Source organism: Idiomarina seosinensis (assembly GCF_003987275.1).
Taxonomy (GTDB): Bacteria; Pseudomonadota; Gammaproteobacteria; order Enterobacterales; family Alteromonadaceae; genus Idiomarina; species Idiomarina seosinensis.
Genome location: NZ_PIQF01000001.1, coordinates 459,914 through 479,178 on the forward strand (window position 1 = coordinate 459,914; position 19,265 = coordinate 479,178).

24 protein-coding genes and 2 pseudogenes are annotated in these 19,265 nt (G+C 46.8%); 17 read left to right on the plus strand and 9 right to left on the minus strand.

Annotated elements, in window-relative coordinates; all coding sequences use genetic code 11:
- The first annotated feature begins 19 nt into the window (after positions 1 to 19).
- A complete protein-coding gene (locus CWI81_RS02150; RefSeq protein ID WP_126783588.1) occupies positions 20 to 673 on the plus strand; it encodes a GNAT family N-acetyltransferase in 654 nt (217 codons plus the stop codon).
- Here the strand turns inward: CWI81_RS02150 and CWI81_RS02155 are convergent.
- Positions 670 to 984: a DUF3301 domain-containing protein gene (locus tag CWI81_RS02155; RefSeq protein WP_126783589.1), complete on the minus strand. Its 315-nt coding sequence runs from the start codon at positions 982 to 984 to the stop codon at positions 670 to 672. The two genes, CWI81_RS02150 and CWI81_RS02155, sit on opposite strands and share 4 nt — an antisense overlap.
- Before the next feature lie 6 nt (positions 985 to 990).
- Positions 991 to 2,019: a DUF3549 family protein gene (locus CWI81_RS02160; protein ID WP_126783590.1), complete on the minus strand. Its 1,029-nt coding sequence runs from the start codon at positions 2,017 to 2,019 to the stop codon at positions 991 to 993.
- Between the two features lie 94 nt (positions 2,020 to 2,113).
- Here CWI81_RS02160 and CWI81_RS02165 point away from each other — a divergent pair, with 94 nt between their 5' ends.
- The 4 genes from CWI81_RS02165 to CWI81_RS02180 all read left to right on the plus strand — a co-directional run bounded on the left by CWI81_RS02165 (position 2,114) and on the right by CWI81_RS02180 (position 4,170).
- Positions 2,114 to 2,458 carry a YqcC family protein gene (locus CWI81_RS02165; protein ID WP_126783591.1) on the plus strand — a complete coding sequence of 115 codons (345 nt, stop codon included), beginning with the start codon at positions 2,114 to 2,116 and terminating at the stop codon, positions 2,456 to 2,458.
- Complete coding sequence (gene truC / locus CWI81_RS02170) at positions 2,458 to 3,186, plus strand: tRNA pseudouridine(65) synthase TruC (protein ID WP_241970318.1); 729 nt, start codon at positions 2,458 to 2,460, stop codon at positions 3,184 to 3,186. The genes CWI81_RS02165 and truC overlap by 1 nt, the downstream gene beginning before the upstream one ends.
- Positions 3,187 to 3,377: 191 nt before the next feature.
- Positions 3,378 to 3,698 carry a helix-turn-helix domain-containing protein gene (locus tag CWI81_RS02175; RefSeq protein WP_126783592.1) on the plus strand — a complete coding sequence of 107 codons (321 nt, stop codon included), beginning with the start codon at positions 3,378 to 3,380 and terminating at the stop codon, positions 3,696 to 3,698.
- Positions 3,699 to 3,786: 88 nt separating this feature from the next.
- On the plus strand, positions 3,787 to 4,170 hold the full coding sequence (locus CWI81_RS02180) for a HipA domain-containing protein (RefSeq protein ID WP_241970319.1): 384 nt from the start codon (positions 3,787 to 3,789) through the stop codon (positions 4,168 to 4,170).
- A gap of 520 nt (positions 4,171 to 4,690) precedes the next feature.
- Here CWI81_RS02180 and CWI81_RS02185 read toward each other — a convergent pair.
- Positions 4,691 to 4,945: pseudogene (locus CWI81_RS02185) on the minus strand (IS256 family transposase); the annotation flags it as partial.
- Positions 4,946 to 4,970: 25 nt separating this feature from the next.
- On the opposite strand from CWI81_RS02185, the gene CWI81_RS02190 reads away from it, so the two are divergent.
- The 3 genes and pseudogenes from CWI81_RS02190 (at position 4,971) to CWI81_RS02200 (ending at position 6,368) form a co-directional block, all read left to right on the plus strand.
- Complete coding sequence (locus tag CWI81_RS02190; RefSeq protein WP_126783593.1) at positions 4,971 to 5,525, plus strand: hypothetical protein; 555 nt, start codon at positions 4,971 to 4,973, stop codon at positions 5,523 to 5,525.
- A 267-nt stretch (positions 5,526 to 5,792) separates the two neighbouring features.
- Positions 5,793 to 5,957 (plus strand): annotated as a pseudogene (locus tag CWI81_RS02195) (IS30 family transposase); the annotation flags it as partial.
- 45 nt (positions 5,958 to 6,002) lie between these two features.
- Positions 6,003 to 6,368, plus strand: coding sequence for a cupin domain-containing protein (locus CWI81_RS02200; RefSeq protein ID WP_126783594.1), 366 nt, complete (start codon positions 6,003 to 6,005; stop codon positions 6,366 to 6,368).
- Between the two features lie 17 nt (positions 6,369 to 6,385).
- Here CWI81_RS02200 and CWI81_RS02205 read toward each other — a convergent pair whose 3' ends face one another.
- Entirely contained in the window at positions 6,386 to 6,916 is a 531-nt protein-coding gene (locus CWI81_RS02205; RefSeq protein ID WP_206750245.1) for a DUF6174 domain-containing protein, read from the minus strand.
- A 127-nt stretch (positions 6,917 to 7,043) separates the two neighbouring features.
- On the opposite strand from CWI81_RS02205, the gene CWI81_RS02210 reads away from it, so the two are divergent.
- Positions 7,044 to 7,436, plus strand: coding sequence for a hypothetical protein (locus CWI81_RS02210; protein WP_126783596.1), 393 nt, complete (start codon positions 7,044 to 7,046; stop codon positions 7,434 to 7,436).
- A gap of 17 nt (positions 7,437 to 7,453) precedes the next feature.
- Here the strand turns inward: CWI81_RS02210 and CWI81_RS02215 are convergent, their stop codons facing one another.
- Complete coding sequence (locus CWI81_RS02215; RefSeq protein WP_126783597.1) at positions 7,454 to 7,918, minus strand: DUF6768 family protein; 465 nt, start codon at positions 7,916 to 7,918, stop codon at positions 7,454 to 7,456.
- A 137-nt stretch (positions 7,919 to 8,055) separates the two neighbouring features.
- Here CWI81_RS02215 and CWI81_RS02220 point away from each other — a divergent pair, with 137 nt between their 5' ends.
- Positions 8,056 to 8,520 carry an energy transducer TonB gene (locus CWI81_RS02220; protein ID WP_126783598.1) on the plus strand — a complete coding sequence of 155 codons (465 nt, stop codon included), beginning with the start codon at positions 8,056 to 8,058 and terminating at the stop codon, positions 8,518 to 8,520.
- A 475-nt stretch (positions 8,521 to 8,995) separates the two neighbouring features.
- Positions 8,996 to 9,316 (plus strand): hypothetical protein, encoded by a 321-nt coding sequence (locus tag CWI81_RS02225; protein WP_126783599.1) that lies wholly within the window; start codon positions 8,996 to 8,998, stop codon positions 9,314 to 9,316.
- Between the two features lie 11 nt (positions 9,317 to 9,327).
- Here CWI81_RS02225 and CWI81_RS02230 read toward each other — a convergent pair whose 3' ends face one another.
- From CWI81_RS02230 to map, 4 genes are all read right to left on the minus strand, one after another.
- The gene (locus CWI81_RS02230; protein WP_126783600.1) at positions 9,328 to 9,765 is read right to left on the minus strand and encodes a hypothetical protein; all 438 of its coding nucleotides are present in this window, start codon (positions 9,763 to 9,765) and stop codon (positions 9,328 to 9,330) included.
- Positions 9,766 to 9,894: 129 nt separating this feature from the next.
- A complete protein-coding gene (gene dapD / locus CWI81_RS02235) occupies positions 9,895 to 10,725 on the minus strand; it encodes a 2,3,4,5-tetrahydropyridine-2,6-dicarboxylate N-succinyltransferase (protein WP_126783601.1) in 831 nt (276 codons plus the stop codon).
- A 25-nt stretch (positions 10,726 to 10,750) separates the two neighbouring features.
- On the minus strand, positions 10,751 to 13,393 hold the full coding sequence (gene glnD / locus CWI81_RS02240) for a [protein-PII] uridylyltransferase (RefSeq protein ID WP_126783602.1): 2,643 nt from the start codon (positions 13,391 to 13,393) through the stop codon (positions 10,751 to 10,753).
- A 13-nt stretch (positions 13,394 to 13,406) separates the two neighbouring features.
- Positions 13,407 to 14,198, minus strand: a complete 792-nt coding sequence (gene map / locus CWI81_RS02245; protein WP_126783603.1) for a type I methionyl aminopeptidase — start codon at positions 14,196 to 14,198, stop codon at positions 13,407 to 13,409.
- A 275-nt stretch (positions 14,199 to 14,473) separates the two neighbouring features.
- On the opposite strand from map, the gene rpsB reads away from it, so the two are divergent.
- The 6 genes from rpsB to CWI81_RS02275 all read left to right on the plus strand — a co-directional run bounded on the left by rpsB (position 14,474) and on the right by CWI81_RS02275 (position 19,262).
- Positions 14,474 to 15,205, plus strand: coding sequence for a 30S ribosomal protein S2 (rpsB, locus tag CWI81_RS02250; RefSeq protein ID WP_126783604.1), 732 nt, complete (start codon positions 14,474 to 14,476; stop codon positions 15,203 to 15,205).
- Positions 15,206 to 15,219: 14 nt separating this feature from the next.
- Entirely contained in the window at positions 15,220 to 16,098 is an 879-nt protein-coding gene (gene tsf / locus CWI81_RS02255) for a translation elongation factor Ts (protein ID WP_126783605.1), read from the plus strand.
- A 119-nt stretch (positions 16,099 to 16,217) separates the two neighbouring features.
- Positions 16,218 to 16,955, plus strand: a complete 738-nt coding sequence (pyrH, locus tag CWI81_RS02260; protein WP_126784444.1) for a UMP kinase — start codon at positions 16,218 to 16,220, stop codon at positions 16,953 to 16,955.
- Between the two features lie 28 nt (positions 16,956 to 16,983).
- Positions 16,984 to 17,541, plus strand: coding sequence for a ribosome recycling factor (gene frr, locus CWI81_RS02265; protein WP_126783606.1), 558 nt, complete (start codon positions 16,984 to 16,986; stop codon positions 17,539 to 17,541).
- Positions 17,542 to 17,621: 80 nt separating this feature from the next.
- Positions 17,622 to 18,395 (plus strand): polyprenyl diphosphate synthase, encoded by a 774-nt coding sequence (uppS, locus tag CWI81_RS02270; protein WP_126783607.1) that lies wholly within the window; start codon positions 17,622 to 17,624, stop codon positions 18,393 to 18,395.
- A 3-nt stretch (positions 18,396 to 18,398) separates the two neighbouring features.
- Positions 18,399 to 19,262, plus strand: coding sequence for a phosphatidate cytidylyltransferase (locus tag CWI81_RS02275; protein WP_126783608.1), 864 nt, complete (start codon positions 18,399 to 18,401; stop codon positions 19,260 to 19,262).
- Positions 19,263 to 19,265: the final 3 nt, after the last annotated feature.

Sequence of the window (19,265 nt, forward strand, 5' to 3'; positions counted from 1 at the left end):
ACAATAGTAAGGGTATAGGATGTCGGAGTCGGCTGAACAACACATTGTTGAATCAATAGACGGGGAATTAGTATATTTGGTCGCGGAGGACTTAAAAGCCGCGGCCTCACTGTTGTACCAAACCTATTATGATGATGACGTGTTTCGGCGTATTTTCCGCGCCGAGAAAGCGGACTACGATAAGCGCCTAAGAGCAGCTATTCGCGAAGATCTCAATGCGTTTTGGGAAAGCGGACAGCCGTTAGTCGGGGTTAGGGACGGCGACACCTTGCTGGGTGTCGCCTGTCTAACCAAGCCGGGCGAAAATTTTGGGCCGGGGCGCTTTTGGCATTGGCGTATCTCTATGTTGATGACCGCGGGCTTTTTAAGCACCAAACAAGTGCTGGAAAAAGAACGACGGATCCAACAGGCGATGCCAGATGTGCCTTATCACATGTTGGCTTTTATCGCGGTGTCACCGCAGTACCAACATCATGGGCTGGGACAGTTACTGGTCAAAGCAGTGGATACCATTCTGCAGGAAGACCCGAACTCTCATGGCGTCGGTGTCTATGTTACTCGCAATGATTACCGTGATTTCTTTGTAAAGCGTGGCTATCAGTCAATTGCGACCATAGAGATCGCGGAACTACCCGGCGAACTGCTTTTTCACCAGCGCGATAAAAACGACTAGTGCACGGTAGGTTCGCGGAAAGCAGGTAGATCCACCCCGATCAGTTGCTGATTGTGTAGCTCAAGGTTCCCTTCGTAACGGGTTTCGCCGTCACTGCTAAATCCCATTTTAAAGGTCGCGCGCCAACCTGGCTGGCGACCTTTAAAAGACCATCGCGTTTTATCACGCCGAACATCTAAAAACTGCAGCTGTTGTTGTTTACAATAATAGCGCGCGTGCCGGTCAGCACTTTCTGATTGCTGGCGGTGTTGCCAGAACACCCAGCCGACCAAAACAATCGCTAGCAGTACTAAAACATCGACTAAATTCATCGTCAATCATCCCTGAGCTTGCTGGCGCAAGCGGTTGAGGGCTTCCATACAAGTTTCCGACAGCTCTCCCTGCGCTAACAGGCTGAGCAGCATCGGCCGCACACCGGGCAGGCTAATAATATCCTGGAACAACGCATCAAATAATACCATTTCCAGCTGTGCCAGGTGCTCAACATAATGTTTGAGCGGTGTTCCATGCTCAAGCACTGGCCATAACCTGGCCGCAATAATGGTCAGCCGGTCAGCATCCATCGCCGATTGGTCTGCAAGCTCTGTCCGAATTTGTTTGCTCACGGTGCCATCTGTTGCTACCGATGCCAAGGCCCGTAAGGCGTCATTGGCAATAGCTGCGTCCGTCGAGCGAGCATGCTCGAGCAAGCCGTCGCGTAACCGAGCGGGTATTTGTTGATGCTCAAGAGCAACCGCCAGCTGCTGACGAACCGCGGCTGGATAGTCCGCAAACTGCTCGGCAATGGCGCTGGTCACTTCAGGTAACTGCTGCAGACGTGCCGCGCAATCGTGAATTCCCTGCATGCCAACGTCTTTCCAGTCACCTTGTTGCTGGTGCAAAAATTTGACCGCGTCGTCAAAGTAGAGACTGGGTGCACCATGGCGCTGCATGGCAATACGTGCGTGCAAAGCGGCGCGCTGTGTTTCGTTAGGGGTAAATAAATAGGGGTTTTGTTTTAATTGCTGCTGTTGTTCATCAGTTAATTCGCCGGTGATCTCATGACCCAGTGCATTAACCACAAATTCCAGATAATGATCGCGGGCCGCAACGTTAAGCAGCCCCCGCTCGTCCAGCGGCAATTGTAAAAACCACAGGTAGTCGTTATCGGGTTGTTTCCGGTGGCGGAAAAGGACCGCCAGTTGCGCCTGACGACGAATCGGGTAGGGGTAAGGTTGCTGCTGGCGCTCGATGCGATCAAACTGTGTGATATCCAGCTCGGTCAGGCAACGGCCAAGATCAAAAATCTGATAATCAGCCTGACCCGCCTGTAGAAACTCTCCCAACGTAGAAATTGATTGCGCCACAACATCTCCCAAAAACTTGAATTTTATGAACGATTAACTCACTATTGCCGGCATTATATCGGTTTTATCGTACGAAGTGGTAACGGAGTCTCCAATGGAGCAGTATCAAAAAGCGGCGCGCTTGCTCGACCGAATTGAGCGTGAGCTAAATAGTTTGGGTTTATGGCAGTCTCATCAGCCCCCGGTGCAAGCGTTGGAGAGTCAGCAACCCTTTGCTACAGACACCTTAGAGTTTCATCAGTGGCTGCAGTTTGTCATGATTCCGCGGATGTGGGCACTGATTGACGGGCAACATCCGCTGCCGGAATCAATTGCAGTAAGCCCAATGGCCGCGCATAATTTCCGCAATGAACTGGAACAGCACGAACAATTAATACAGTTGATTCGTGAATTTGACGTGCTGCTGAGCGGTACCGACCCTTTGCAGGACGATGTTTAGTGACAACGGACCTGTTACCGGTTGTTTATCAGGATCAATATTTAGCGGTTATTGATAAGCCAAGCGGCTTATTGGTTCATCGCAGCCGGCTCGCCAGTGGAGCCAGCCAATTTGCCATGCAGATGTTGCGTGATCAGTTAGGCCAGCATGTGTACCCCGTGCATCGCTTAGATCGTCCTACCTCCGGTTTGCTGGTGTTCGCTTTAGACAGCGAAACAGCGCGGTTAGTGAACCAGCAATGGGCCGAGCAAACTGTTGAGAAAACCTACCACGCAGTAGTTCGCGGTTATATTGATGACCAAGGTCTGATCGATTACCCATTAAAAGAAGAACTCGACAAAATTGCCGATAAAAATGCGCGAGAAGACAAAGAAGCGCAACAGGCCATCACCGAATACCGCTGCCTGGAGCGAGTCGAACTGCCCTTTAAAGTCAGTAAAAAGCACGACACCACGCGCTATTCACTGGTCGAATTAAAGCCAAAAACCGGCCGTAAGCATCAACTAAGACGACACATGTCGCACATTCGACACCCGATTATCGGCGACAGCCGACACGGAGAAGGCCGCCATAACCGTTTTTTTCAGGACCAATTTGACAGCCATCGGTTATTGCTCGCAGCCACCAACATCCGCTTTCAACACCCCCATACCGACGAGTTACTCGATCTGTCCGTAGAATTGCCCGATGAGTTGATGAGGGCGTTTAGGGCGCGTTCGCTTGAGTGAGCCGTTCTGAACCTGTTCAGTTGCACCCAACCTACGCACAGTGCTTAACTGTTATAGCTGTTAAAAGGGCTTTTAAAATAATATTACGGTTTTAAAGCCCATTAAAAGCCTTTTGTTTTAAGTTTATTACGTTCCTTAAATAGTCTGCTATACTCCAATTATAGTTTTAAGGTCTATTTAAGGTTCTTTATATGGATTCTGAGCGTGTTTCAGCAATCATTGGTCAGCGAGTCAGGCAGTACCGGTTGAACCAGGATTTAACTCAGGAGGACTTAGCGACCTTAGCGAATGTCTCACTGAATGCAGTTAAATCCGCCGAGGGTGGCAAAAGCACCTTACCGACCTATGTCGCGATTCTTCAGGCTTTGGGTCATATCGATAATTTACTGGCTGCGTTCCCGGACGAGGGCGTTTCTCCTGTGCAACTACTCAAAAGTAGCACCAAACAGAAGAAACGAGCGAGCGGTAAAACGCGTGTGCAACCTGCTGATGACAAGGAGTTGGACTGGTGATTAATACCATTGAAGTTCGCTACAAAGGTGAGCCTGCCGGTGCCTTAAACCATGCCTCCTGTTGGATGAAGGCAACCGACGCCATTTTGTGACCAAACGCTTTTACAGAATAGGCAATGAGAAAAGGCATATTCAAACGCTGACCGCTATTAAGCACGTGAATTATCACGACATTGGCGCTTTTTCTTATGAAGAGCTGTTTCAGGTTGCCCGCCAGCTAAGATTGCCACGGGCGGACGCTATAGACTTGTTTCGCCGTATGGTCTTTAACCACGTAGCAACGAACCACGACGATCATTCCAAGAACTTTGGTTTTATGCTGGAGGACAAACAATGGCGGTTGGGCCCGGCTTACGACGTTGCCTTTAGCTATAAACCCGGAAACCCTTGGGTAGAACAGCACTGGATGTCTTTAAATGGCAAGCGCAGCGGCCACACTCGCGGTGTCTCAATGGCGGAAGTTAGCCACTGAACATGATGTGCCAAAAGTGCTTACCGACTCAATAGATGCTCATCTCAGGCTGAAAGACTTTGGTAAGTAAACAATGGGAATCTGGGTGACTTCCCGCTGTTGTGTGCAATGAACGAAGTCCGGACGCCGCTATGTCGTAACCGCTTCAGGATTCGACTTTTCGCCTTTGGGGCATAATTAAAAGCTTCCATACCCAATAGCCGGTCGCTAGGGCGTAAAGTACATTTCTTCCCAAGAACATCCAGTCAAAACCTTTACTCGGCCAATAAAAGACAATATTCACAATAGCGGCCACAAAAAGTATGGAGCAAACAATAGCGAATAAAAGCAAAAAAGATTGTTTAAAAGAAGACATAGAGCGACGTCCTCGTTCATTACGAATACTGAACCTACGATAATTTTTTGAATACGAAAAGGCAACTAACCACATAACTTAAAACAAGAAACTGCGGAATGAAGGCCCGTGGCAAGGCTTGCAAGGTGATACGAGACTGTTCAATATTCTGTGTCAGCCAAGTTTTCATAAATCTATGTGGCCATCCAGTCGACCTTCAAAGTGGATGGTTAGCTGAGACAATGTCAGGTTCCAGTTCTGCACCGGATGTGACCAGCGCTCAGTTGCCTTTAACATACCCGCGTACATTACATAGTCGGGGTCTTTAAAATACGCTGAGAGTGTAGCCCATTTATTGCGCCAGGATTGAATAACGATGGGATATTTATCGCCCCATTTGGCTTCTAAATCATCCAGCGCGCTCTCGGCAGCGGACAGTGTCACACGCATAAGGGGTAAGTGGAAAATGTACCCTTTGCTAGTACTTGATAGCTATTATTTTTTATTTTACAAAGAATATGCACATGTTAAAAAAGTAGGGTTGATGATGCTTCGCAACTTTTTAATGGGAACGCTAATTTTGATATTTAGCTCATTTGTTATAGCGAATGGGGGTAGTGAAGAACAAGAAATGGTTACTATTTCAAAGGAGGAAAGCTCACTAATTGAACTATACAATAGCCAAGCAATAAATTCTGAGCAATATAACAACCTTCTATCAATGGGGGTTAAAGATGATGATGTACTGGCCACTACAAAACGTAGGGATGGGCAGAAGTTAGTACAACAGTCGCGCTCTACTACTAATACGGCTCCTCCAACCCCCCACCTTCCTCAAGACGGTGATACAATTACGTACAAGTGGGAAAGTGAAAGGAACGGGAAAATCTATGGCCATAAGAGGACTGAAGAGTATCAAGAGTCAGGTGGCTCAGGCGGATGGTATGTGATTTTCTACTCAGAAACATTCTTACGAGACGCTCCCGAAGATGATGAGGATGACTCTCGTGATCCTGAGTAGCAGAAATGTAAAGGAATGGCAGCACTTTGGTGCTGCCATACAAAATAGTAGAGCTGTTAATGACCGCTCTCGACTGTGAGTTCAATTGGTGAATGCAACGCTATCCTTATTTAAGGGAGGGTTGCGTCATGAACCGAAGAAAACGTATTTACTATACACAGAGCAAAAAGCACTGATTTGGGATAGGTACAAGCAAGGCGATTCGTTGCACGATATCGCTAAAATGTTTGACCGTTACCATTCGTCTATAATGCCGACCATCTACCAAACAGGCTTCTCAGGCAGTATTTCCCAAAGGGCACCGATTTATCAGTTCACAGTCAACAGAAGTTAAGCAGCATCGCAAGACAGTTAAACGAACGCCCGAGAAAAACGCAAAACTATGAATGTCCAGCTGAGAGGTTTAAACAATGTGTTGCACTGAACGATTGAACTCACAACACAAACCAGCCCCAAAACACAAAAAAAGGAGTCACCATGACCTACCAAGCGATCAACTTCAAAAACAAGCTTGGTCTGTTTAATGAGCAATGGTCACCGAAGGTCATTGCCGCGATGAACGACTATCAGTTCAAAGTTGTGAAGGTTCAGGGTGACTCTGTCTGGCACGAGCATAAGGATACGGATGAGACCTTCATCGTTCTTGCCGGCTGTCTGCGAATCGATTTTAGGGATGGGCATGTTGAGCTGTCCGAGGGGGAAATGTACGTCGTACCAAAAGGTGTCGAACATAAGCCCTATGCGGAGCACGAAGCCCAGATTTTACTTATCGAGCCGCGAGGTGTTGTGAACACCGGTGAAGAAAAAGGCAGCAAAACGGCAGAGAACGACGTTTGGATCTAAGATATCAGCTTCGTCTGTCAGCTAAAGTCGAATATTGCCACTTCGAGTGAGCTACACCCTGAGGCATCATTAAATTCTATGTAGTACCTTGTTGGAAAACCAAAGTTTTCGTCGAATGCGGGAAGCTGATCTTTCTCGGAAAAACTGTAAGCAACAACTTGGGGGCTTTTTTCAAGTTCCGCCTCTAAATACGCAAAAATTTCATCAATAGTACCAAAATGGTCACCAGAAGGCGCTTGCCACTCGATACCCGTGTCGACTGCTGTAATGCTAGTGATTTCGTTATCATTGACAGTAACTTTAAGCGCTGGCGCTTCATCTGTTGCTGAACTAGAAGAATTGCTGCAGGCTTGGTTGAGCTTAAAGTTATAGCCGAAACTGTAATCGACCAAGCCGTTTGACTGCCAGAGCTCCTCAGCGTCATTTAAGTCAACCATAACATCATTAATTCGAGGGTCTGGATTCGATCCTGAGTTAGAGTTATTTGAGTCCGCCCCACCACAGGACGTTAATGTGATTGTAAAAAGAATAGATAAAATCCGTTTCACTACTTCCTCCAGAATATCTTGAAATTAACACTGATTATCTTATTTTTATGTTTAAATAATGTTATCAGTAATTTATTTATACTAAAAGTATAGAAGTCTTTAAGCTTGCCGGGAGTAACTTAGATTTATGGGAGTTGCTTTAAAAGTTCTAATAGTTTGGATGGGGATTCTTGTGCTCGCCATTGCTAACGGACTACTACGGGAATCCTTACTTGTTCCTGTATTAGAAACCATGGGCGCACTGGTATTGAGCGGGCTGATACTCTCATCGTTGATCATTGCTGTGGCATACGTGTCGCTTCCTTGGCTGCAAATTAGCGGCCACGCTCAGCTCTTCGCAGTTGGGACTAGCTGGCTCGCGCTGACGCTTATTTTTGAATTTTCGTTTGGACTTTGGCAAGGCAAATCGTGGCTTGAATTGCTTGAGGCCTATACATTTAAAGATGGCAATATCTGGCTTGTTGTTCTTATGGTAACGACGCTTTCTCCCTATATCGCGGCTAAGTTCAGAGGGTGGTGACTCCATATATTTGCTTCTTACCGTTGCGCCTTTAACCGAAGCTCCATCAACCGAATTTCTTTTGCAATAAAGTTGCGGTTACTTTGCGAAAATATCCACAATTTGGTGGCGACCTGCGCATTAAAGCTAAGTATTAAGCACACGCCCCAAAACACTTGTTGTGATTGTTCTGCATTGAAGAACTTGTAGCCTGTAAAAAAGATAATAGCGGTTAATAAGATGGCGAGTACATAGCTCAATTTGACGAGCCCCGCTGTCGAAGATTGAAAGCCGAGTTTCAGGTAGCCAGTTATACCCTGATTTTCCTTCATCAACTCATCAAGCTCTTGAGATGCGCTGGATACTTGCTCTTTAGTACGGTCATTGTCTGTCATTGTCATCATTCCCGTTGCCCGAAAGTTACTTTGATTATGGCGCAGAAAAGACGAACGCGCACTGTTTTGGTACCCTTTGGGTGATTTAACTCTTTTAATGGACCGCATACCTATAACCTCCCACTTGGTATAACTCAACGCCAGCCGTTCCAACGTGGAATAGACAGTTAACTAGAAGTCACTTATTTGATTTTCCTGACTAAAGAAATTACCTTGGTTTAAAACCAAAACACAGAGGAAGTGACATGATGAAATATTCTTTTGCCGGACTCATCGGCCTATTCGTAATTAGCGGTTGCGCATCTACAACAACGACCGCTGAATACCCTAACTTACCAGTTACCGATAATGAATTAGCAGAGGCTAAATGGGCTGAGCTGGAGAGGTTCCCGGCACGTTATCCCAAGCAAGCAGTTATTAACTCGTTAGAAGGTTGCGCAACGGTTGAATATGTAATAACTCCAGATAACCAGGTCCAAGACATTTCAGTTGTCGAGTCAACTGATACGCATTTTTCGGCCGCGGCTAAAGATGTTGTGACAAACTGGAAATGGAGTGAGCTTCCTAACAATATTGTTTCTGAGCCGGTGAAAACCCAAACACGCTTTGATTTTTGCATGGATAAAGGAAATCAGGCATGCGATACAATAGAACCAGAATATTCTTGCCCAGGTGAAGATATTATTTATTCACGCGGTATGGCCAGGTAAATGGGGAAGTACAGTGTTCAACCTGACTCAGAAAGAGCTCAATGCCGTTATTAAAAAGCACACAGCTTTCGCGATATTTTTGGCATTAGTTCCGATTGTTTTCATAAAAGTTATTGCGATTTTTGCGGGCAATATGGACTATTTATTAATTTTGCTTATGCCAATAATTATTGTTGGCGCTTGCGCAAACTTATTGAAGAACGTGTTAACGGATATTCGGGAAAAGAGCCACCAGTAGCAAGGAGGCTCTGAAAATCAATTGAAGAACCGCCTTTTCCGGCCGAATAAACCGAACCAGAATAGCACCTCAAAAATAACTCCCAGAATAAGAAACATAACCCCTCCGCCAGGAACCCCGATGATATAACAGGCGATAGCGGCAGCGAGACAGGATAACGCGAGCAGAACTCTGATCATTGATTTCTCTTTTTTTTTTGCTAAGACTTAGTTAAGTCTATGATAAGAGGAATAGATAATGAACAAATTTATTTTAGCGACAGCGGTTAGTTTGTTTGCAGCCCCAGCGTTTGCCTGGGCTCCATCAGGCGATGAACAGAAAATCCCTGAGAATATCCAAGCTGAAATCCAGCTATATGCCGAGCTTGGTGCATCTGCGACTGGCGAAGAGTTCGCTCGAGCTTTTGAGGAAAACTGGGATCAAAATACTGATGAGTACTTATATTTCAGTATGCGTTCAATTGAGGTGTTGGGTGTAGAGCTGGCGGGACAGTTATACGGTGCCGGAGCATTGTGGCCCAGAACACCAACGACTCTGACTGTTTCCAACGCGGACTGAAGAACAGGGCGCTATTCTGCGTCCTGACTGCTATTATGCGGAAAAGTGACATTGCTATTACTTATGCCGACGTCGAATAATTCCTCTCCGTGGTAAATAAAGGTCAGTGTTACGGTGACAATATCTGTTGCAGTCTCGTAGGTAGCCGACCTTGATTCGGAGCAATATTGGCCGCTAGTGCACGGAGACGGTGGAATCTGCTCAACATCAGTTAATTTAGCTTCTCCATGGCTTTGATGAACTAATTTTGCCGTTTTATCCAAATCAAACTGATTGGAATGAATAACGTCGCCTTGAGCATCCCAAACTTTTACAGACAGCCGTTCAAATTCTTTATTGTGTTTGAGTTGCACACAAGCTTCGGCGGAACAGGTTGGTGCTGGTTGGTCCGCGTATGCGACAGCAGACGCTAGTAAGCATGATACTGCTATTAATAGATACATTTTCATCTGGAGAGTCCTTGTCTAATCGCTAAGAGTATATTCTTACGCAACTACGCCGATTTCATTCCTTGGCATACTACAGAAACGCACCAGCTTATGATTAGCAAAGGGCAAATCCAGTGTCAAGCAGCGTCGTTATTCGACGCTGCGGAGTAGGGCGTTGATACCCACTTTAGCGCGTGTTTTTGCGTCCACGCGTTTGACAATAATAGCCGCATATAAGCTATGAGAACCATCAGCAGACGGCAGCGACCCCGGCACTACAACAGCGCCTGCCGGCACCCGGCCGTATAAAATTTTGTCGTTTTCGCGGTCGTAGATGCGTGTGCTTTGACCGATATAGACGCCCATAGAGATTACTGCACCTTCTTCAACGATAACACCTTCAACAATCTCTGACCGGGCGCCGATAAAGCAGTTGTCTTCAATAATGGTTGGGTTTGCCTGTAACGGCTCCAATACACCGCCAATGCCGACGCCACCTGACAGGTGGACGTTTGCGCCGATTTGCGCGCATGACCCCACGGTTGCCCATGTATCGACCATTGAGCCATCGCCAACGTAGGCACCGATGTTAACGTAAGAAGGCATGACCACCACATTACGGCCAATGAACGCACCTTTGCGAACCATCGCTGGTGGCACTACACGCATGCCTTCGGCGCGGAATCTGGCGGCGTCATAATCAGCAAATTTTGCAGGAACCTTGTCCCAAAAACGTGTCTCGCCGCCCTCAATCAGGTCGTTATCGTTAAGTCGGAACGACAATAACACAGCTTTTTTGAGCCATTGATGCACAACCCACTCGCCGGATAATTTCTCGGCAACGCGCAGCTCGCCGCGATCGATTTCGTCGATAACGTAGCGAACTGCTTCGCGTAAATCATCATCGTCGGTCTGCGGGTTAAGCGCATTACGGTTCTCGAAGGCATCATTAATCTTCTGCTTATAGTAATCTAACGGCATTGGAGCTCCAGAATTCTGTTCTTTGTTAATAATCTAATTGTTCAATAATTTGTGTCTTCAAAATTTCTTTTTCGGCGTCTGATAGCGCTTCGTTATCCGTCGTCGAAACGATAAATAAATCTTCCGCTTGTTCGCCGATCGTGGTTATTTTTGCGGCCAGAACAATCACATTAAGACGTTGCAGTATGGCTGCTAGTTTAGCCACCAAACCGGGTCTGTCCAGTGTTGTTAGCTCAAAAGTGGTGCGCCGCTGGTGTTTGCTGGTAACAAACTTAACCCGCGTTTTAACTTCAAAGTTCTTCATTCGTCGCGATAGCGGGCGTTCGTTCTTCGGCACAGACTGACGTTTATGCATAACATCCAGTAGCTGTTGCTTAACTTCCTCAATCCGTTGAGGGTCCGTTAACGGCTTGCCGTCGCGCTGTAACAGCACAAAAGTATCCATAACATAGCCATCGCGGGTGGCCAGAATTTGCGCGTCCAAAATACTCAGCTGTTGGCAGTCAAGAACACCGGCAACGGAAGCAAACAGGTGGCTTTCTTCGTGATGGTAAATAAACAGCTCGGTGGTGCCATAGTTATTTTCATCACCAATAAGAATTAGCGGCAGCTGCTCAGTGGATAAATTGAGAATGTGTTGCGAATGCCAGCTAATTTGCTCGGCCGTGTGGCGGAAAAAGTAGTCCGCGGTAAAACGTCCCCACAGCGCGTTAATTTCTTTTTCGTCAAAGCCTGCACTTAATAGCAGAGCCATGGCACTGGCTTTGTTTTGCTGGATTTTTTTGCGCACATCCAGCGTCGGGGTATTACTGTTTTGCTCCAGTAAATAACGGGTCGCGTTGTACAGTTCTTCGAGCAAAGTGGCTTTCCAGTTATTCCAAAGCGAGCTGTTGGTTGCGCGAATGTCTGCAACCGTTAAACAATACAGGTAATCGAGCCGTTCCCGGGTCTGCATTTTATTGGCAAACGCCTGAATCACTTCAGGATCGTGAATGTCCCGTTTTTGTGCCGTTACCGACATGGTTAAGTGATGATTGACCAGCCAGGCAACGAGCTCTGCATCATCATCTTTATAACCGTGCTGATTACAGAAGTTTCGGGCATCCATTGCGCCGAGTTCTGAATGGTCACCACCTCGGCCTTTGGCGATATCATGAAAAATACCGGCCAAATAAAGGCAATAACGGCGCTGCATTGATTCGACCAGCTGCTCACAGAGCGGAAACTCGCCCTGATGGTCATGATCACTAAACCGATAGAGGTTTCTGACTAAGCGATAGGTGTGCTCATCAACGGTATAGGCATGGAATAAGTCAAACTGCATTTGCCCCACGATTTGCTGCCATTGCGGTAAATAGCTGGCCATGACGCTGTGGTGATGCATTAGCGCAAAGGCTCGGCCGCAACCGCGGGGATGTTCAATCAGTTGGCAGAACAGTTCCCGGCACTGCGCATCATAGCTTAGTGGTTCATTCAGCTGCGCACGCGCGTTTCGTAATAACCGAATGGTATGTGACTGAATGCCGGTGATTTCCGGATGCTGAGCAATCAGCACAAACGCTTTAATCATATTATTGCGGTTATCGAACACCTGGTCGTGACGAGCGGTCAGCATTTCTCCGGTAACCGCGAAGTCATCATCAAGATTGGTTGAGTCGAGTAAGTCCTGAGCGCCCAGAATTGCCTGTTGAAAGAACTGCAACAACATTTGGTTTAACTCACTAACGCGCAGCACGACTTTAAAGTAGTCCTTCATCATGAGTTCGACCGATGCTTTACCTTCGTTGCCATAGCCAAGACGGACTGCAACTCCGGGCTGAAAATCAAACAGCAAGCGGTCTTCGCGTTTACCCACTTCTAAATGCAGGGCAAAACGGATACGCCATAACCAATTCATACAGTCGCGTAACTCGACAAATTCGTCCGCGGTCATGTAGCCATACTCAACCAGGCTTTCGTCGGAGTGCGTCTGAAAGTGGCGCTTAGCGATCCAACCGATGGTTTGAATATCACGCAGACCGCCGGGACTGGACTTAATGTTGGGCTCCAAATTGTAGGAGGTACCGTGGTATTGCTGGTGGCGCTGCTTTTGCTCGTCTAATTTAGCTTGATAAAAGTCACGGCTGGACCAGGGGAAATCGCTGACTAATTGTTGTTGAAAGCGTTGAAAAGTGGTCTCGTCGCCGGCTAAAAAACGAGCTTCGATTAAGTTGGTGGCAATAGTAATATCATCGGCCGCCTGCACAAAGCAGTCGTTTACCGTTCGTACTGCATGGCCTATATCAAGGTGCAGATCCCATAAAAAGGTCAGGAAGTCAGTCAGTTTACTGGCTGCAGATGCTGACTGGCTGTCATCCAGCAATAACAAGTCGATGTCCGAGCCGGGGTGTAGCGACTGCCGGCCATAACCGCCGACAGCAACTAATGCTACGGTTTCTTTATTAAGTTCAAATTGTTGCCATAAACGTTCGAGCAACTGATCAAAAAAGGTTGAGCGGTGATTAACCAGCTCATCAATATCGGCGGTAATAAACTGTTGTTCCGACCATTGTCGATAACGCTCAAGCAGTTCCTGGTAGGTTTCGCGACAGGGTGCTTCAGAAGCTTTCGGCCACTGACTGTAAAAGTCTTCTTGAGTCAATGTTTCCGGAACAACATCAAATACCATAATGACAAACTCTTTAACTATTACTGATAACGCGAGATAACTGGTCCTGCTCTTCAGCACGCAGTGTCAGTACTTCAACGCCATCGTCAGTGACCAGCAATGTATGTTCCCACTGGGCGCTTAAACTGCGGTCCTTGGTTAATACGGTCCAGCCATCCTTCATCAGTTTGGTGTGACGTTTACCGGCATTCACCATCGGCTCGATGGTAAAGCACATGCCTGCTTTTAGCTCTTCGCCGGTTCCGGCTGTGCCGTAATGCACAATCTGCGGGTCTTCATGAAATACTGCGCCAATCCCATGTCCACAGTATTCACGCACAATCGAGTAGCCATGGCTTTCGGCGTGCTTTTGAATAACTTCGGCGAAGTCGCCTAAGCGAACACCGGGCTTTATCATTTTTATCGCTTCGTAAAGCGACTCTTGGGTGACCCGGATAAGACGTTCGGATAAAATTGATGGCTTGCCGACAACAAACATTTTTGAGGTGTCACCGTGGTAGCCGTCTAATTTCACCGTGACATCAATATTCATAATGTCGCCGTCTTTCAATTTTTTAGGACCCGGGATACCGTGACAAACGCAATGATTAACCGATGTACAAATTGACTTAGGAAAGCCGTGGTAATTCAGTGGCGCGGGGTAGGCCCCATGATCAGTAATGTACTTATGACAAATATCGTCCAGCTCCTCGGTAGTGACACCGGGCTTAACGTATTCACCAATCATTTCTAAAACGCTGGCTGCCAGACGCCCCGCAGCACGCATTTTCTCGATTTCTTCTGGGGTCTTAATCGAAATATCCATTACTACAGCTCTCTTTAAATCGGTCAAATAGCTTCAAATATGGCCCTAGTTTATCAGCCACTCAGGCTTTTCGCTATCTTCTTTATCTTGTGTTTGGGCAGGGGTTATGGTATAAAATGCGCGCCGTTTCGAGTGGTAATGCTCAAAGCGGTAATAACTTAAACCTAAACCACACATATACCGACACATAATACGGGGTGCCTAACCTAAAAGTTAAAGGGTGGGTCGTGTTATGGGGTGTATGGAGGCTTAACCCCTACAAAAGGAAAAAGATTATGGCAAACGTGTCAATGCGTGACATGCTGAAAGCTGGTGTCCACTTCGGTCACCAAACCCGTTTCTGGAACCCAAAAATGAAGCCGTTCATTTTTGGCGCTCGTAACAAGATTCATATCATCAACCTTGAAAAGACTGTGCCAATGTTCAACGACGCGTTGAGCTACCTGCAGCACGTTTCTTCTAACAAAGGCAAAATATTGTTCGTTGGTACTAAACGCGCCGCAGCAGAGCCTGTTAAAGAAGCAGCTAAGGCATGTGGTCAATACTACGTTAACCATCGCTGGTTAGGTGGTATGCTGACTAACTGGAAAACAGTTCGCCAGTCAATTAAGCGTCTGAAAGATCTGGAAATCATGAGCCAAGACGGCACTTTCGATAAGCTGACCAAGAAAGAAGCGCTGGTTAACACGCGCGAAATGGAAAAGCTGGAAAAAGGCCTGGGCGGTATCAAGAACATGGGCGGTTTGCCTGACGTATTGTTCGTCATCGATGCGGATCACGAGCACATCGCAGTTAAAGAAGCAAACAACCTGGGTATCCCAGTCGTTTCTGTTGTAGATACTAACTCAGATCCTGATAACATCGACTACATCATTCCAGGTAACGACGATGCAATTCGTGCGGTACAGCTATACTTGAACGCAGCAGCAGACGCGGTAAAAGAAGCTGGTTCAGCGCAAGCTGACGCTAAAGACGCTGACGAATTTGTTGAAGCAACTGAAGAATAATCGAGGAACAAATCATGGCAATTACGGCAGCTCTGGTTAAAGAACTGCGCGAGCGCACAGGCGCTGGCATGATGGACTGTAAGAAAGCTTTACAGGAAGTCGACGGTGATATGGAAGCGGCAATTGAACTGATGCGTAAAAGCGGTCAGGCAAAAGCAGCTAAAAAAGCGGGCCGTACTGCGGCTGAAGGCGTTATCTTAGTTAAGTCTGAAGGTAACCAGGCAACATTGGTTGAACTGAACTGCGAAACCGACTTTGTTGCTCGCGATGAAAACTTCCTTGGTTTTGGTGAGAAAGTCATCAACGCTGCGTTTGCGAACAAAGAAACAGACGTTGAGAAGTTAAAAGAAACTGACATCGGCGGCGAAACCATCGAGAAAACTCGTGAAGACTTAGTCGCTAAAATCGGTGAGAACATGGCTGTTCGTCGTGTTGCAACACTGGAAGCAGGCGATGTTGTTGCTACCTACACTCACGGCGCCCGTATTGGTGTTGCCGTTGCCTTAACTGGTGGCAGCGAAGACTTGGCGCGTGACTTGTGCATGCACATTGCAGCGAGCAACCCGCAATTTGTTAAGCCTGATGATGTTGATGCTGAAGTTGTTGAAAAAGAACGCGCAATTCAGATCGACATTGCTATGCAAAGCGGTAAGCCAAAAGAAATCGCTGAGAAGATGGTTGAAGGCCGTATGCGTAAGTTTACTGGCGAAATCAGCCTGACAGGTCAGCCGTTCGTTAAAGATCCTTCTACCACCGTCGGCGAATTGCTGAAAAAAGAAGGTGCGGATGTTGTTACATTCGTTCGCTTCGAAGTGGGTGAAGGCGTTGAGCGTAAAGAAGAAGACTTCGCGTCTGAAGTTCAGGCTCAAGTGGCGGCAGCGAGCAAAGGTTAATTCTTTGTGCTGGGTCACAACCCGTAAGTAACGAACAAAAACCGCGTCTTGAAGGTTCAGGACGCGGTTTTTTTTGAATATACTTTAATGACTCAAACGTAAGTTTAAGCGAGGCAATGATGAGCACCCACCCGAAACCCAACTATCGACGTGTTTTATTAAAATTAAGTGGCGAAGCGCTAATGGGTGATGAGCCATTTGGTATTGATGCCAAAGTGCTTGATCGCATGGCACAAGAAATTAAAGAACTGGTTGAATTGGGAGTCCAGGTAGGCCTGGTTATCGGTGGCGGCAACTTGTTTCGTGGCGAAGGTTTAGCAAAGGCTGGCATGAACCGGGTGGTCGGTGACCACATGGGCATGCTGGCAACCGTAATGAATGGTTTGGCCATGCGTGATGCACTGCATCGTGCGTTTGTTAATGCGCGACTGATGTCAGCGATTGAACTGACCGGTGTTTGTGACAGTTATAACTGGGCTGAAGCCATTAGTTTATTGAAGTCCGGGCGAGTGGTTATCTTCTCGGCAGGAACCGGAAACCCGTTTTTTACAACGGATTCGGCTGCGTGTTTACGAGGTATCGAAATCGAGGCTGAACTGGTTCTAAAAGGTACCAAAGTTGATGGTGTCTATTCTTCCGATCCGGTTAAAGATCCAGAAGCCAAACTTTATACTCACATTAACTACGATGACGTTCTGCAGCAGCAGTTAAAAGTCATGGACTTAGCCGCTTTTACGCTGGCACGGGATCATGGTTTACCGATTCGAGTGTTTAATATGAATAAACCCGGAGCCTTGCGGTCAGTGATTCTTGGTGAAGAAGAGGGTACACTGATCAGCAAAGAAGCAAATAGTTAATAACGACTCAAGCAAAAAGGGTAGCAACGTGATTAATGAAATTATAAAAGACGCAGAAGAGCGCATGCAAAAAAGCGTAGAGTCACTACGCAGTCAAATGTCAAAAGTCCGTACCGGGCGTGCACATCCAAGTTTGCTTGATAGTGTGATGGTCAATTATTACGGTGTTGATACGCCTTTAAATCAAGTAGCAAACATTACCACCGAAGATTCGCGGACACTGGCTTTGACGGTTTTCGATAAGTCTGCAACGCAAGCGGTGGAAAAAGCGATTATGAACTCAGACCTTGGTCTGAACCCGGCTGCAACCAGCTCTGTTATCCGCATCCCGTTACCTCCATTGACTGAAGAACGCCGTCGCGACTTGGTTAAAGTGGTTCGCAGTGAAGCGGAACAAGGTCGTGTTGCAGTACGTAATATTCGTCGTGATGCAAATGGTGATTTTAAAGAATTATTGAAAGACAAAGAAATTACTGAAGATGAAGAACGTAGCGCTGAGGAACAAATCCAAAAGATCACTGACAAATATGTTAAGCAGATCGATGATGCGTTAAAGGCTAAAGAACAAGACTTAATGGAAGTTTAAGCCTTTTTTAACTTCACTTTGGTGTTAAACGCCGTGTCAGTCTAAAACTCACGCGGCGTTTTATTATTTATGGCGAGAACATGACAGATCTTCCTTCGCTACAGCAATTAGTACCTAAGCATGTAGCAATTATCATGGACGGTAATGGCCGCTGGGCAAAAGAGCGAGGTAAACTGCGGACGTTCGGTCACAAGGCCGGAGCAGAGGCAGTGCGCCGTGCAGTAAGCTTTGCTCGAAGAAATGGGATTCAGTCACTAACACTGTTTGCGTTTAGCAGCGAAAATTGGCAACGACCGGAAAAAGAAGTGTCGGTGTTAATGGATTTGTTTATGACTGTACTTAAGCGGGAAGTGAAAAAGCTCGACGAAAACGATATAAAACTAAATATTATTGGTGATAGATACCGTTTTTCTAAACGCTTACAGCGACAAATTGCCGAAGCGGAAGAGAAAACCCAGCATAATGGTTCTTTAACCTTAAATGTTGCGGCCAATTATGGTGGTCAATGGGATATCACTGAAGCGGCAAAACGGTTAGCAGAACAAGTACAATGTGGTGAGTTGCGCAGTGAAGATATTACTTCCGCTATGCTGCAGCAGCAGTTGCAGCTAGCTGATCAACCAACGCCCGATTTACTGATTCGCACCGGTGGTGAATGCCGTATTAGTAACTTTATACTTTGGCAGGCAGCGTATGCGGAGTTATATTTTACGCCAACCCTGTGGCCAGACTTTGATGATGACACGTTTTTACACGCCATTAGCGAGTTTGCGCAAAGAGAGCGCCGTTTTGGCTTGACCAGCGAACAACTGGACAGTGTGATGCAAAAAATTGAAACCCGGGTAGAGGAATAATTTTTGTTAAAACAACGAATACTCACAGCACTGCTGTTAATTCCGGTAGCACTGTATGCGGTTTTTTTATTGCCGCTATGGGGCTTTTCTTTATTTATCCAGGCAGTACTAATGCTTGGGGCCTGGGAATGGTCTCCGCTGATGGGAGTGACCCGTAAAAGCGGTCGGATTGCTTACACCATTGCAGTTGGTGCCATCATAGGAATTTTGAGTTTCTTCGTGCCCTATCAGCACCTGTGGACGGATGGCTCGCTCGATCCATTAATTTACTACACTATTTTATTGGGTGGCATATGGTGGGTGTGTGCTCTGGCACTTATCGTCAATTACCCATCAAGCCGACGTATGTGGTCGCGCACTCGGTCCATTGTCGGGTTGTTTGGCTTGCTTATTTTTGTTCCGACCTGGGCTGCGCTGGTTACCGTAAGATCTATTAATATCGACGTACAGCCGTACTTTGGCGGCTGGGTTGTGTTGTTTATTTTGTTGTTGGTATGGGCCGCAGACGTAGGCGCTTTCTTTGCCGGTGTCCGTTACGGTCGCAATAAAATGATGCCGGCGGTAAGTCCGGGGAAAACCATGGAAGGCCTGTGCGGCGGTATTAGCCTGGCGTTTGTGGTGATGATGGTGGTGTCGCACTGGACCAAAATCCCGGCAGATCAATTTACTGGTTACTATCTAACGGGCTTGTTTACCGTGGTGGCTTCGGTATTTGGTGATCTTAACGAGAGTATGTTTAAACGAGCAGCCGGAGTTAAAGACAGTGGCTCAATTTTGCCCGGGCACGGCGGCATTTTAGACCGAATAGATAGTCTCACCGCGGCGGTACCTATTTTTACCCTCGCTTACCTGGAGTTTTTGCACTAGACC